We start from the raw sequence: 13,727 nt of genomic DNA, 5'->3' as shown, positions 1-13,727 counted from the left end.
CAGCAGCTAGAGGAAATAATCTGAGAATAAGAGGTTATGGCATAAATCGGTAGCCAATCCCCGTTTCCGTTAATAAATGAATAGGGCGAGCGGGATCATTTTCCAGTTTTTGGCGTAAATGCCCCATATAAATACGTAAGTAATGATTATGTTCAACATAATTAGGCCCCCAAACTTGTAACAATAGGTGGCGTTGCGTTAGAACTTTGCCACTGTTTGCTACGAGTTCACTGAGCAAGCGAAACTCAATAGGGGTGAGATGTAACTCTTCATTTTGTTTGGTGACGAGACGATTGATAAAATCAATTGTGACATCACCAAATTGGAATATTGCGTTTTCTTGAGTGACTTTACCGAAGCGACGTAAAGCGACTCTGACCCTTGCAAGTAATTCGCTAACACCAAAAGGTTTAGTCAGGTAATCATCTGCTCCGGCATCTAATGCCGCGACTTTCTGTGACTCCTCTTCGCGAGCGGAGAGAACGATGATCGGGATACTACTCCATTGGCGCAGATCACGGATCAGATCTAAGCCATCACCATCCGGTAAGCCAAGATCCAGTATTAACAGATCAGGTTGGCGAGTTCCCGCTTCAATTAACCCCCGATGACGGTTTTCCGCCTCAAAAACTTTCCAGCCTTCCCCCTCCAAAGCTAATCGGACAAAGCGACGGATCTCTTTTTCATCTTCAATGATCAGTATTTGATGGGGATTCACAATAATTATCTAGCTCTTCAATATCTGGAAGTTGTTTAAAAGGTAGAACAAAGTGGAAGCTAGCTCCACCTTTTTTATTATTTTCGGCCCAAATGTTGCCATCATGCAATTGAATAATGGCTCGACAAATTGCTAACCCAAGGCCTACACCGGGAATAGCCGACTCTTTTTGGGCGCGAGAAAATTTATCGAAAATGATTTTTTCCTGCCCATCAGGGATAGCGTTGCTCGCATCCCAAACTTCAATATGTACTTGATTATCCTCTATTTGAGCACAAATTCCCATCGGGGTATCTTTATCACTGTATTTAGTCGCATTCTCCAGTAAGTTAATTAATACGCGCTCGATTAAATTGCCATCGCAATAGAGCAATAAGTTGGCAGGAATATCAATAGATAGAGGGTGGCTATGCAAGGTGTAATCAAGGGTTCTAACCGCACTGCCTGTGATCTCTTGCAGTGATTGCCACTCAAAATTAGGTTGAATACTGCCGGATTGCAGCCGTGCCATATCTAATAAATTGTTAACTAAACGTGAGGTGCTCAGTATCTGCTGGCGCATTTGATTCACTTGCTCAGTATAAGGAGAATTTTCAGCGCTCAGATTCAAGGTCAAAATTTCCGCCTGGCCAAACAACACCGTCAAGGGGGTTTTAAGATCATGAGATAATGCGGCTAATAACGAATTTCGTAACTGCTCACGCTCAATATCTAATTTTGCACTTTCCGCTTGCTTTGACAATTGCAAACGCGCTAAAGCGCTAGCAATCAGCCCTGTAAAAGTTTGCAACATGCGCTGCTGTTCAGGGATCAGCAACTGACGGAGATTGTTGGGTTCAATGGCGAGTACAGCCAGTGTTTGATCGGCGGTTGTAATGGGTTGTAATTGATAAGGTACACTTGGGAGGGTATCTGTCCCCGCACCAGCAGGTTGCCGCTTCTCGAAACTCCATTTAGCAATAGCCTGATCAATTTGCATAGGGCTATGACCTTCACATAACAAAGGGGAGAGCTGATTGTTTTCATCTGGTAACAATAAACAGGTTTTTGCTTGAAAGGCGTTATTGATAAAGTGATAGCCAGTTTTACCAATATCTTGCTCTGTGAGTGCTCGGCTTAATTCTTTTGTCATTTCATATAGATGACGAGTTCGTTGCTCACGGTAGCGCGCGATCCTCGCTTGATATCGCATACCCGCAGTTAGATTCCCGACCACGACACCAACAATTAGCATGACGGTAAAGGTGACCAAGTACTGCATATCCATAATGGCGAGTGAAAAATGGGGTTGTACAAAAAAGAGGTCAAAGCTAATTACATTGATTAGCGCAGCAAAGATGGATGGGCGACGCCCATAAAAAAGCGCGACTAATACAACACCCAGTAAATACAGCGTAACAAGGTTGGCTTTATCGAGGGCCAGCAAAAAAGTACGTGAAAACAGGGTAATCACCGTACAGATAGCGATAGCCACTAAAAACCCATTAACATCACTCCGCCATTTTTCAGAAAAAGGCTTACGTTCAGGCTCCTTGACCCAATCATTTCTCTCCTCGAGTGCAACAATAACTAAATCAAGATCTGGGCCTAATGCGCCTAAACGTTCAGCAAAGTTTGTATGAGTACCAAAGTCTAGCCAGCGGCGACGCTTCGTGCGCCGACCTACCAATATTTTGCCTAGATTGTGTTCGCGCGCATAGCGTAAAACCGCTTTTTCTTCGTAAGGATCGGATAACGTTGCTGTCTCGGCTCCCAAGTCCTGAGCCAAGCGGAGCGCTTTAAGGATAGCCCTACGGTGCCCTTCAGGAAGGCGATGTAACTTTGGTGTTTCGACATAAATGGCGTGCCAAACAGAGCCTAGTTTTGCCGCTAACCTTGCCGCCGCTCGCACCAGTTTTTCGTTGCCATTATGGTGACCAATACATAACAGTAAACCATCTCGAGTATGCCAAACAGGAACGTGCCCTTTACCATCGCGAAACTCTCGCATTTGGTCATCGACTCGGTCGGCAGTACGGCGTAAAGCCAACTCTCTAAGGGCTATCAAATTACCTTTACGGAAAAAATGTTCGATCGCACGCTCGGCTTGTGCGGGGATATAGACTTTACCTTCTTTTAGGCGCTGGCGGAGATCGTCTGGGGGAAGGTCGACTAAAACGATTTCATCGGCGGCATCGAATATGTGATCGGGAACCGTTTCACGTACGTGGATCCCTGTAATGCTACCCACAATATCATTCAAACTTTCAATATGTTGCACATTGATAGTCGTTAAAACATCAATACCCGCATCAAGAAGCTCTTCAACGTCTTGCCACCGTTTCGGATGGCGGCTACCTGCTGGGTTACTAAATGCCAACTCATCCATCAAAATGATAGCAGGGTGCCTTGCAATAGCAGCATCAATATCAAAAGCACTCATACGACGGCCTCGATGATTTAAGCGGCGCGGCGGTAACTGAGATAAACCATCAAGGAGCGCGGCGGTTTCTTCCCTTTCATGGGTTTCGACGACCCCCACTAAGACATCTAGGCCTTGCGCCCGCAGGCGCTGTGCCTCTTGTAGCATCGCATAAGTTTTTCCGACGCCTGCACAGGCGCCGAAAAATATTTTGAGTTTGCCACGACCACTTTCATTGGCTTTTGCCAGCAATTCATCTGGATTTGGACGTACAGGATCTTGATTGTCCATAACTAACCTCAGTAAGTAGGGAGATTGGCCTGCTGCTTAAACTCATCCAATGCCACGTTCAGTTGCAACACGTTCACAACGGGTTCCCCCATAAAGGCAAGGAGTGGCTTTTCTGTTTGTGCCGCTATCAATGATTCTACTGCTTTTAGTGGGATCTGTCTGTTCTTTGCGATACGCGGTGCTTGATAGAGTGCTGCCGCAACAGAAATTTGTGGATCTAAACCACTGGCAGAGGCGGTAAGTAGATCGACAGGGATAGCTTGTCCCGCATCTGGGTTTTGCATCCTCAACTGTTGACTACGCTGTGCGAAATCTTCGTTTAAAAGTGGGTTACTTATTGCAAGATTACTCCCACTTGAGGCTAACGCATTGTAAGGATAATCAGCCGTCGCTGAAGGTCGGCCGAAAAAATAGCGGTCAGATTGGTAATTTTGACCAATCAAAGTAGATCCAATAACACGCTCTTCTTGCTGGATGAGCGAACCTTGGGCTTGCCAAGGAAATAGAACATTCGCGAGTCCAGTAACCAATAGAGGATAAGCGACACCCGTTATAATCGCCAATAAAATTAATACCACAATGGATGAACGGATCGTGTTCATAATTGATTCCTTATAAACCAAAGAGGCTAATGACCATGTCAATAAGTTTGATGCCAACAAAAGGAACGATCAGACCGCCAAGGCCGTAAATACCAAGGTTGCGTTGTAATAACGATTGTGAGCTCATAGGGCGATAATTGACCCCTTTTAATGCCAATGGGATCAGAAACACAATGATCAAGGCATTAAAGATCACCGCCGATAATAATGCGGAAGCTGGTGAATGGAGCTGCATGACGTTGAGGGCATTAAGTTGTGGCCAAGTTACCGCAAAGGCGGCTGGAATAATGGCAAAATATTTGGCAATGTCGTTTGCAATACTAAATGTGGTGAGCGATCCCCGAGTCATCAACATCTGTTTGCCTATGTGCACCACTTCAATCAGTTTGGTTGGGTTTGAATCTAAATCCACCATGTTACCCGCTTCTTTCGCGGCCTGTGTACCAGAGTTCATGGCAACGGCGACATCGGCTTGGGCAAGGGCAGGGGCATCATTGGTGCCGTCGCCTGTCATGGCAACCAAACGGCCTTCCGATTGATATTGTCGAATTAATGCTAATTTGGCTTCTGGCGTCGCTTCTGCTAAGAAATCATCAACACCCGCTTCTGCAGCGATAGCGGCTGCCGTTAGGTGGTTATCCCCAGTGATCATTACCGTTTTGATCCCCATGCTACGCATTTGAGCAAAACGCTCTTTGATGCCACCTTTTACAATATCTTTTAAGGCGACGACACCAAGAACAGTTTGGTTATCTACGACGACCAATGGAGTTCCCCCTTGATGAGCAACTTGTTCGACTAACTTGTCTGCTTCGAGTGGGAATTTACCATGATTAGCTTCAACATAACGGCGAATGGCATCGGCTGAACCTTTGCGGATCATCCTGTCACCAACATTGACGCCGCTCATACGGGTCATTGCCGAAAAAGGAACAAAAGTGGCATTTAAGGCGTGAATATCTCTTTCACGTAAATTAAATTTTTGTTTCGCGAGTACTACAATGCTGCGACCTTCAGGTGTTTCATCGGCTAACGATGAGAGTTGAGCTGCGTCAGCTAATTGTTGTTCAGTGACACCTGATAACGGTAAAAAGGCAGAGGCTTGGCGATTACCTAATGTGATTGTGCCTGTTTTATCCAGTAATAGCACATCAACATCCCCAGCAGCTTCAACCGCACGCCCGCTGGTGGCGATGACATTCGCACCTAACATGCGGCTCATCCCTGCAACACCAATAGAGGAGAGTAATCCACCAATGGTGGTTGGGATCAAACAAATTAATAGCGCAATCAGCACTAAAATAGAAACTGCATTGCCAGCACCTGCATATTCTGCTGCAAAGAGAGTAAAGGGATACAGGGTTGCGCAGGCGAGCAAGAAAATAATGGTAAGCGCGGTCAATAGAATAGTCAGTGCGATTTCATTAGGTGTTTTGCGACGTTGCGCTCCCTCAACCATGGAGATCATTCGGTCAAGAAAAGTTTCACCGGGATTAACGGTACACTCAACGATCAGCCAGTCTGACAATACACGGGTGCCCCCCGTCACTGAGGAGAAATCCCCACCAGATTCACGGATCACGGGTGCTGATTCCCCCGTAATTGCACTTTCATCGACGGAGGCACCGCCTTCAAGCACTTCACCGTCACAAGGAATGGTTTCACCCGCACGGATCAAAACGATATCACCTTTGCGTAGCTGGTCTGAATTGACGGTTTCTTGCGGGGCATCCAAGCTAGGGTTAGCAAGACGTACCGCACTGCTGAGTTTCTTAACCCCTTTGAGACTAGCCGCTTGTGCTTTGCTGCGCCCTTCTGCGAGCGCTTCAGCAAAATTAGCAAATAAGACAGTAAACCATAACCATAAGGTTATCATGCCACTAAACCAAGCATCCCCAGTACTATAATGGGTGAGCATCGCTAGCCATAACAGCGTGGTAATAAGACTACCGATATAGACCACAAACATGACGGGGTTTCGCCATTGAGCTTGCGGTGTACATTTTTTTATCGCATCAATAATCGATTGACGAACGAGTTTACGGTCAAAAAGCTGAGTTTTTTTACTGTTCATTTTATTTCCCTCATTATGCTGCTAACCCAATTTGCAAATGTTCTGCTATCGGACCCAGCGCAAGTGCGGGCACGAAAGTTAGAGCACCGATGAGTAAAATGGTTAAAATTAATAAGCCAATAAAAACAGGCCCATACGTCGGTAAACTGGCGGTACTTGCCATTTGAGGTTTTTTCATTGCTAATGAACCCGCGATAGCAAGAACAGGGAAGATGACACCAAAGCGGCCTAAGAACATGGTGATTGCCAGTGCAACATTGTAGAACGGTGTGTTTGCACTAAGCCCTGCAAAAGCACTTCCGTTGTTGTTGGCAGCAGAAGAGAAAGCGTATAGCACTTCACTAAAACCATGAGCACCAGGGTTAAAAATGGCAGCGCGGCCCACATCTGTCATTAAAGCGAGTGTAGTACCGCAAAGTACTAATGTCGGTGTAACTAAAATAGCAATAGCCACCATTTTCATTTCTCTCACTTCAATTTTTTTACCCAAATATTCGGGAGTACGGCCAATCATTAAACCGGCAATAAATACGGCAAGTAAAACAAAGAGCAACATGCCATACAGACCGGAGCCGACGCCACCAAATACCACTTCACCAATCTGCATTAGCCACATTGGCACCATACCACCTAACGCAGTAAAAGAGTCATGCATGGCATTGACGGCACCGCATGACGCTGCGGTAGTCACAACGGCGTATAATGCTGAGCCAAGGATCCCAAATCGGCTCTCTTTTCCTTCCATATTGATTGAGCTATTTGCCGCAAAATCAGCTAAAAAAGGGTTGCCAACATACTCGGCATAAATCACCGTTGTAGCCGCGATGACAAAAATAATCGCCATGACCCATAACAGGGCATTTCCTTGTTTGTTATCTCCCACGGAGCGACCAAAGGCAAAACATAAGGCTGTTGGGATCAAAAAGATCGCTAACATCTGTACGAAGTTAGTCAACGCCGTTGGATTCTCAAAGGGATGAGAAGAGTTTGCGGCGAAAAATCCGCCTCCATTTGTGCCCAAGAGTTTTATCGCTTCTTGAGATGCCACAGGCCCCATTGGAATGAGTTGAGCTGAACTATCTAGATTATTGCTTAAGACATAAGGCGAGAAATTCTGGATCACACCTTGGCTAACAAAAAAGAGCGCAAAAATAACCGCTAACGGTAAGAGTAAATAGAGCGTAATACGCGTGAGATCCACCCAAGCATTACCCAGCGTCTTACTGCTGTGGCGTGCAAAAGCACGGATCAGAGCGAACACGACTGCGATGCCTGTTGCTGCGGATAAGAAGTTTTGTACGGTTAATCCAGCCATTTGGCTCAGGTAACTTAAGCTGCTTTCACCACTGTAAGATTGCCAGTTGGTATTGGTTACAAAACTAATTGCAGTATTAAAAGCGAGATCCCAATTCATCCCTTGAAATTTTTGTGGGTTAAGAGGGAGGTTGCCTTGAAATAGCAGCAGAATAAAAAGTAACGCAAAGCCCAATGCGTTAAACAGCAAAATGGCGAATGCGTAACGTGACCAATTCATCTCTGCCATTTCTCGACCTGGCTGTTTTAGCCCACTGAAACGCCAAATGATCGTCTCAGTTTTGGCGATAAAGTGTGGCATATCGCCTTCTATTAATCGGGCAATAAATAGTCCGAGTGGTTTCGCGAGTACAAATAGCACCAGTAAAAAACTGGCAATAAGTAGTAATGCACTTGTGGCCATCTTAGAAATCCTCCGCGTTAAGCAGGGCATAAATGAGATAAACCAGCAGTAAAACAACGAAAACTGCCCCAATAATGGAAAGTAATGACACAGTCGTTTCTCCTTATTATTTCCATAGGAGTAGGGTAAGGATTACGTTGTAAAGAAGCTGATAAAAAGTCAGTTAGGGGTGTAAAAAAAGTATAAAAATCGCGATAAAAAGCGGCAGTGTGACGCTTTGTTAATCGATGTTGTTAATTTATTGTGATCGTTTTGTTGTTTTTATTCATTTTGCTGTTAATTATTGTAATAAACCTACATTTTTTCTCAAAATTGACGATTTTTTTATCTTTTAAGTGGTCAGATCAGTAGTAAAATTACCAATAGAAGAGTATTATTAAGGCAGTTAATTTATCTTTCATACTATCTGTACGATTTTGGTCACTCTTGAATGGGTACTATGTGTAAGTTAGGGGCAAACTAAAATCGGCAAATAATGTGGCTACTGACAGGAGGATATCGATGTCCGCATATCACGAATACTCCCGGAATCAGGTGCTTTTACGCCGCACAGCAGCGTTAACCGCTGGCATACTTGCATTTCCGGTTATGGTTTTTCATCCACAACGCGCAAAGTTTTATAGCTACCTTTATAAAGTGTGGGCTAAAACAAGTGATAAACCCGTTTGGCTTGAGCGCTCAGAAATGACCATGAATACTCATCGCTAATTGGTGATCCTGCTCCCCGCAACACTAGGTTGTGGGGGGAATATTAATTTCAAATGCTAGATTATTTAACCTGACCTATCTCCACCATTCCCTCTTTTTCTATGCCGATGAGGCGCTCATTAGCGCATAACTTTTCCTTTTTCATGGACCAAAGTATAATGCCGACTATGAAGCGACGGCGCGCCTTTAAATTTCAATTAAGACTCAATAGTCAGTAATGGCATGACATAGCGCACTTTGCAGGGCTTGTTGCTTTTTTCAACCACGCCTCCTTAGCGCTCCAAAATGAAAACCATGAGGCAGGAAAAACGATATCCTGTATACAAAAATGGCTTCATGGCTGATCCTCACGACCATTATGAATATAGTAGGGATCTTACCCTTTAGGGCGGGGAGGATGTCAAAAGCTAGACACTCTAGATAGCTTGTCACAAAACCAACCATTTTTGCTAGAACAGGCAAAACCGATGCAGTAAAAGGACAATATTATGCGTAACTTAGCGTTGGAAGAACTTATTAATAATGAGCTGAAAGTCAGCGAATTCCAAGACTATGCGCCGAACGGTTTACAAGTCGAAGGGCGTTCACATGTACAAAAGATTGTAACGGGAGTCACTGCCTGCCAAGCATTACTTGATAAAGCCGTTGAAATGAATGCGGATGCTGTCATTGTTCATCATGGTTACTTTTGGAAAAATGAACCCGTTGTGATCAAAGGGATGAAAAGAAAGCGTCTAAAAACGCTCCTCGAAAACGATATTAACTTATATGGCTATCATTTGCCTTTAGACGCACATCCTCACTTAGGAAATAATACCCAGTTGGCGCATATCATGGGGGTTAAAATTGATGGTCATATTGAGCCATTAATGCCATTTGGTTACTTTGATCAGCCGATTACGCCTGCTGAATTAACTGAACGACTGGAAACGCACCTTGGGCGTAAAGCACTCCATTGTGGTGATACGGGGAAACAAGAAATTCGCCAAATTGCATGGTGCACAGGGGGTGGACAAGGCTTTATTTTGCAAGCCGCGGAATTTGGTGTAGATGCTTTTGTAACAGGGGAAGTATCTGAGCAGACGATCCACATTGCAAGAGAAATGGGGATCCATTTTTACTCTGCGGGGCATCATGCGACTGAGCGTTATGGGATCAAAGCACTTACTCAGTGGCTGGTAGATAACCACGGGCTAGATGCGGTATTCATTGATATTGATAATCCTGCTTAAGCGTTATTTAAAATAAACATGTGCAGCCCAATCAATATTGGCGCTGCACATAGACAGTGAGTTGAATTTACTGTGTGCGATAGCGAAGGGATGATAGGCTGAGAATAATGCTGCCTATTACCAAAACCCCACCTAAATGTTGGCTCCAGCCTGCCACCATCAAACCTACCGCAAGCCCTATATAATAAAATAGCCCTAAAATGGCACCCGCAGTGCCTTTATTGTCGGAATAGCGGCTAAGTGCATGAGCTAGAATATTAGGGATTGCAATACCATAGCCAATGACGACCCCTATTACAGGCGCGATAAACCACACTGAATGCATTAGGATAAAAACTAGGCAACCACTTATTAGTGAAACAAAGCTTGATAGCTTAACTAATTTTTCTGGTGACCAATTTTTACCCAATAAATGGCGATTTAACGTCGAACCAATTCCTACACCTAACGCTAATAAGATCCCAGTTAGGCCAAATTGTTGTTGAGATAGCCCTAATTGTTCAAAATGAAAGGGCGCCAGTTGGTAATAACTGAATAAATTAATGTTGAAAAATGCTATCAATATCACATTTCTGACAATTTCTTTATCCCTAATCATGGTGAATAAAGTGGTTAAAAATGGGCTGTGTATCACATTTGCTGGTCGAGTTTCTGGAAGTCGATAACAAGACCACAACAATAACCCAATAGCTAAAACCGCTAAGCCAATAAAAACGGCTTGATAACCGCCACTACTGACTAATAATGAACCTGCTAACATACCCATTGCTGGGCTAATGGCTAGAGCGATCCCCATAATAGAGAATACTTTAGATAATTCATGGCCTTGATAACAATCACGCATGGCTGTTTGGGTGCCAATAGAGCCTACAGCTGCACCAAAAGCGGATAACATGCGCATAAGCAATAATAAATAAAAATGCGTTACAAATAAGGCTCCAATCGAGGCAACTCCATACAATAAAAGCCCTGCAAGTATTGTTGGACGGCGGCCTAGTGTGTCACACATTCTTCCCCAAAATACGACGCCGAATGCAAATGCAAAGAAATAGAGTGAAAGCGTCTGTGAAGCTTGTTCTGCATTAACATGGAAAGCGATAGCAATCCCCGTTAATGCTGGGCTGTATATGGTTTCAACGATTTGTGGAAACATCATTAAGGCAACAGCCAGCCATAATGAAAGAGGGCGTTTCATATTAATAATCCTATATCTGTCACTGATGGCGAGCAGTTTAGTTGTATTTTTACTGTCTTATTACAATAATAAAGACAATAAACATCAAAAATAGGACATGTTATGGCATGGCTTAATCAGCAAGATAAGTTTGAGACACATTGGTATCAAGCTCCGATATTAGGGATTGCAGCGGAGATGGGGCAACACGACTCAGGTTTTCATGCTCACGATATGGGGCAATTACTGTTTACGCAGCAAGGTTGTATCCGTATTTCATTGGAAAACCGCTTATCATTACTCCCTCCTGGTAGAGTGGCTTGGATCCCCGCACAGGTTGTTCATCGTGCGCAAATGCGGGCGTCTGTTGGCTATCGCTCCGTTTATCTAAGCCAACAGTTTGCTCAGCAAATTGGTAGTGAAGTCATGGTGTTAACGGTAACACCGCTATTGAGAGAGCTTCTTGAACGTATTGCTATTGCACCTTTTGATAGCCAGTGGCAAACAGGGCGGTTAGCCAATTTATTACCTGTGTTTATCGATGAATTGCAAAATGCGAGTAAAGAGCCGATGTTTATCGCTATACCGCAAGATCGCAGACTGAAACATGTCAATATGGAGCAGCTTCCTCCACCATTAGTCGCGCTGGCCCAAACTGTTGGAGCAAGTGAAAAAACGATTACACGTATTTTTTTGCGTGAAACAGGCATGAGTTATCAGGTTTGGCGCCAACAGTGGCGTTTTATAAAGGCTGTAGAGCTTCTTGCTCAAGGGAAGCCCTACCATTTTATCACTCAAGAATTAGGGCTAACGAGTGATAGCGCATTTATTAGTTTTTTTAAAAAAATGAGTGGTGTTACACCAAAAGAATACCAATCAACTAGCTAAATCATGCGATAGAAAAGCCCCGATTTTCGGGGCTTTGGTATGTAGGGAATCGAATCGTTTTAGTGAGAATATTATTTTTTTGATAGGTTAGAGTTAAACTCACGTTTCCCGTAGCCAGTATATAGCTGGCGAGGACGTGCGATTTTCAGACCATCATCATGCATTTCGTTCCAGTGTGCAATCCAGCCGATAGTCCGTGCAATAGCAAAGATCACGGTGAACATAGATGATGGAATACCCATTGCTTTCAGGATGATACCTGAATAGAAGTCAACGTTAGGATACAGTTTTTTCTCAATGAAGTATGGGTCGTTTAGTGCAATACGCTCCAGTTCCATCGCCACTTCGAGTAGGCTATCGTTCAGGCCAAGCTCATTTAGAACTTCATGGCAGGTTTCACGCATAACAGTCGCGCGTGGGTCATGGTTTTTATAAACACGGTGACCAAAGCCCATCAGACGGAAAGAGTCATTTTTATCTTTCGCACGCTCAATAAATGCTGGAATGTGTTCAACAGTTTGGATCTCTTCCAACATACGTAGACAAGCTTCGTTAGCACCACCATGAGCAGGTCCCCATAGCGAAGCGATACCCGCAGCAATACATGCAAATGGGTTTGCACCGGAAGAGCCAGCAGTACGTACGGTTGACGTTGAAGCGTTTTGTTCGTGGTCGGCGTGTAGGATTAAAATACGATCCATTGCGCGCTCAAGCACTGGGTTAACCACATACTCTTCACATGGTGTAGAGAACATCATGTACAAGAAATTACCTGCATAAGACAGGTCATTACGAGGGTAGACGAAAGGTTGACCGATGGAGTACTTGTAGCACATCGCCGCAACCGTTGGCATCTTAGATAGCAGACGATATGCAGTGATTTCACGGTGGCGAGGGTTGTTAACATCCAGCGCATCGTGATAGAAGGCTGCTAGCGCACCTGTCACACCACACAATACTGCCATAGGGTGTGAGTCGCGGCGGAAGCCTGTAAGCATACGGGTAATTTGCTCATGGATCATGGTATGGCGAGTTACCGTATTCTTAAAGGTATTGTATTGTTCTTGCGTTGGCGCTTCGCCGTATAACAGGATGTAGCAAACCTCTAAGTAAGAGGCTTCGGTTGCCAATTGGTCAATTGGAAAACCGCGGTGCAGCAGAATGCCTTTATCACCATCAATGTAAGTGATTTTTGATTCACATGAAGCAGTAGAGGTAAATCCAGGGTCGTAGGTGAAATACCCTTTTGAACCTAAAGTTCGGACATCGATAACGTCTTGACCGAGAGTTGGGGTTAGAATGTCTAGTTCAATTGTACTTGCACTCTCAGTCGTTAGCTTAGCTTTGTTATCAGCCATTTACGGTCTCCTTAGCGCTTGATAATCAACACCCAACAACCAGAACTCAGCGTTATACTGCGTCTTTACACATTGTTCTACCGGTGTGTTGTGGAAATCAGCTAGCTATCACATTAAATCCTGAAATCTGACTACCGATGACAATGTCTTTTAGGTTGTTTACGAGTGTGTAGATGTTATGTTCTTTTTGTTGTTTTCCCTACAATATCATTATTTTTAGTAAGGGAAACTAGTTTCATAACTTTTCAGTTTTCTTTCACGCCGATTGAGATATTGGCGACGTTCAGATAATTCTACCAGCCATATATGTAAGATAAATGTTGAATCATTGTCAAATAAGATAAGCACATTTATATAAAATGTTTAAATCGTGATCCCTCTCACTGTTCGGGCTAAATGTCACCAAACATTTTGTGTGGGAATTGTAATAGCAATGTGAAGACTTTATACTGGCAGCAGGTCTCCGGATTACCCTGATGTAGGAGTTCCAGCGTAATCAGTATGCAACTCTACTTGAACATGATGGACTAACGTTTAGCTTAAGTTGCATTTTGTACCCCTGTC

11 protein-coding genes are annotated in these 13,727 nt (G+C 44.1%); 3 read left to right on the top strand and 8 right to left on the bottom strand.

Going from position 1 to position 13,727, the window contains the following annotated elements; genetic code table 11:
* Nucleotides 1–34 precede the first annotated feature (34 nt).
* From kdpE to kdpF, 6 genes are read right to left on the bottom strand one after another with little or no spacing between them, the layout of a single operon-like run.
* A complete protein-coding gene (kdpE, locus tag PR699_RS08040; protein ID WP_004917729.1) occupies nt 35–718 on the bottom strand; it encodes a two-component system response regulator KdpE in 684 nt (227 codons plus the stop codon).
* A complete protein-coding gene (gene kdpD, locus PR699_RS08035; protein WP_036943513.1) occupies nt 690–3,410 on the bottom strand; it encodes a two-component system sensor histidine kinase KdpD in 2,721 nt (906 codons plus the stop codon). The genes kdpE and kdpD overlap by 29 nt, the downstream gene beginning before the upstream one ends.
* A gap of 8 nt (nt 3,411–3,418) precedes the next feature.
* Nucleotides 3,419–4,012, bottom strand: a complete 594-nt coding sequence (gene kdpC, locus PR699_RS08030; RefSeq protein WP_014657757.1) for a potassium-transporting ATPase subunit KdpC — start codon at nt 4,010–4,012, stop codon at nt 3,419–3,421.
* 10 nt (nt 4,013–4,022) lie between these two features.
* Nucleotides 4,023–6,086, bottom strand: coding sequence for a potassium-transporting ATPase subunit KdpB (gene kdpB, locus PR699_RS08025; protein ID WP_004917733.1), 2,064 nt, complete (start codon nt 6,084–6,086; stop codon nt 4,023–4,025).
* A 13-nt stretch (nt 6,087–6,099) separates the two neighbouring features.
* Nucleotides 6,100–7,803, bottom strand: a complete 1,704-nt coding sequence (kdpA, locus tag PR699_RS08020) for a potassium-transporting ATPase subunit KdpA (RefSeq protein ID WP_004917735.1) — start codon at nt 7,801–7,803, stop codon at nt 6,100–6,102.
* Nucleotide 7,804: 1 nt separating this feature from the next.
* Nucleotides 7,805–7,894 (bottom strand): K(+)-transporting ATPase subunit F, encoded by a 90-nt coding sequence (kdpF, locus tag PR699_RS19685; RefSeq protein ID WP_071243399.1) that lies wholly within the window; start codon nt 7,892–7,894, stop codon nt 7,805–7,807.
* A 410-nt stretch (nt 7,895–8,304) separates the two neighbouring features.
* Here kdpF and PR699_RS08015 point away from each other — a divergent pair, with 410 nt between their 5' ends.
* Together PR699_RS08015 and PR699_RS08010 are read left to right on the top strand one after the other, a co-directional pair.
* Nucleotides 8,305–8,511, top strand: coding sequence for a YbfA family protein (locus PR699_RS08015; RefSeq protein WP_014657758.1), 207 nt, complete (start codon nt 8,305–8,307; stop codon nt 8,509–8,511).
* Between the two features lie 488 nt (nt 8,512–8,999).
* Complete coding sequence (locus tag PR699_RS08010; protein WP_004917742.1) at nt 9,000–9,743, top strand: type 2 GTP cyclohydrolase I; 744 nt, start codon at nt 9,000–9,002, stop codon at nt 9,741–9,743.
* A 67-nt stretch (nt 9,744–9,810) separates the two neighbouring features.
* Here the strand turns inward: PR699_RS08010 and PR699_RS08005 are convergent, their stop codons facing one another.
* Nucleotides 9,811–10,938 (bottom strand): multidrug effflux MFS transporter, encoded by a 1,128-nt coding sequence (locus PR699_RS08005; protein ID WP_014657759.1) that lies wholly within the window; start codon nt 10,936–10,938, stop codon nt 9,811–9,813.
* A 102-nt stretch (nt 10,939–11,040) separates the two neighbouring features.
* Between PR699_RS08005 and PR699_RS08000 the strand changes: the two genes are divergently transcribed.
* The gene (locus tag PR699_RS08000; protein ID WP_004917746.1) at nt 11,041–11,805 is read left to right on the top strand and encodes a helix-turn-helix domain-containing protein; all 765 of its coding nucleotides are present in this window, start codon (nt 11,041–11,043) and stop codon (nt 11,803–11,805) included.
* Nucleotides 11,806–11,876: 71 nt separating this feature from the next.
* On the opposite strand, the gene PR699_RS07995 is transcribed toward PR699_RS08000, so the two are convergent.
* Complete coding sequence (locus tag PR699_RS07995; protein ID WP_004917748.1) at nt 11,877–13,163, bottom strand: citrate synthase; 1,287 nt, start codon at nt 13,161–13,163, stop codon at nt 11,877–11,879.
* Nucleotides 13,164–13,727 lie beyond the last annotated feature (564 nt).

Source organism: Providencia sp. PROV268 (assembly GCF_028477805.1).
GTDB classification, from domain to species: domain Bacteria; phylum Pseudomonadota; class Gammaproteobacteria; order Enterobacterales; family Enterobacteriaceae; genus Providencia; species Providencia stuartii.
This window is presented reverse-complemented; position numbering and strand designations above follow the sequence as displayed.

What these genes read in the sequence shown, in the direction of transcription:
- kdpD (WP_036943513.1), bottom strand. Translation starts at nt 3,410, where the DNA reads ATGGACAATCAAGATCCTGTACGTCCAAATCCAGATGAATTGCTGGCA.
- kdpC (WP_014657757.1), bottom strand. Translation starts at nt 4,012, where the DNA reads ATGAACACGATCCGTTCATCCATTGTGGTATTAATTTTATTGGCGATT.
- kdpB (WP_004917733.1), bottom strand. Translation starts at nt 6,086, where the DNA reads ATGAACAGTAAAAAAACTCAGCTTTTTGACCGTAAACTCGTTCGTCAA.
- kdpA (WP_004917735.1), bottom strand. Translation starts at nt 7,803, where the DNA reads ATGGCCACAAGTGCATTACTACTTATTGCCAGTTTTTTACTGGTGCTA.
- PR699_RS08015 (WP_014657758.1), top strand. Translation starts at nt 8,305, where the DNA reads ATGTCCGCATATCACGAATACTCCCGGAATCAGGTGCTTTTACGCCGC.
- PR699_RS08010 (WP_004917742.1), top strand. Translation starts at nt 9,000, where the DNA reads ATGCGTAACTTAGCGTTGGAAGAACTTATTAATAATGAGCTGAAAGTC.
- PR699_RS08005 (WP_014657759.1), bottom strand. Translation starts at nt 10,938, where the DNA reads ATGAAACGCCCTCTTTCATTATGGCTGGCTGTTGCCTTAATGATGTTT.
- PR699_RS08000 (WP_004917746.1), top strand. Translation starts at nt 11,041, where the DNA reads ATGGCATGGCTTAATCAGCAAGATAAGTTTGAGACACATTGGTATCAA.
- PR699_RS07995 (WP_004917748.1), bottom strand. Translation starts at nt 13,163, where the DNA reads ATGGCTGATAACAAAGCTAAGCTAACGACTGAGAGTGCAAGTACAATT.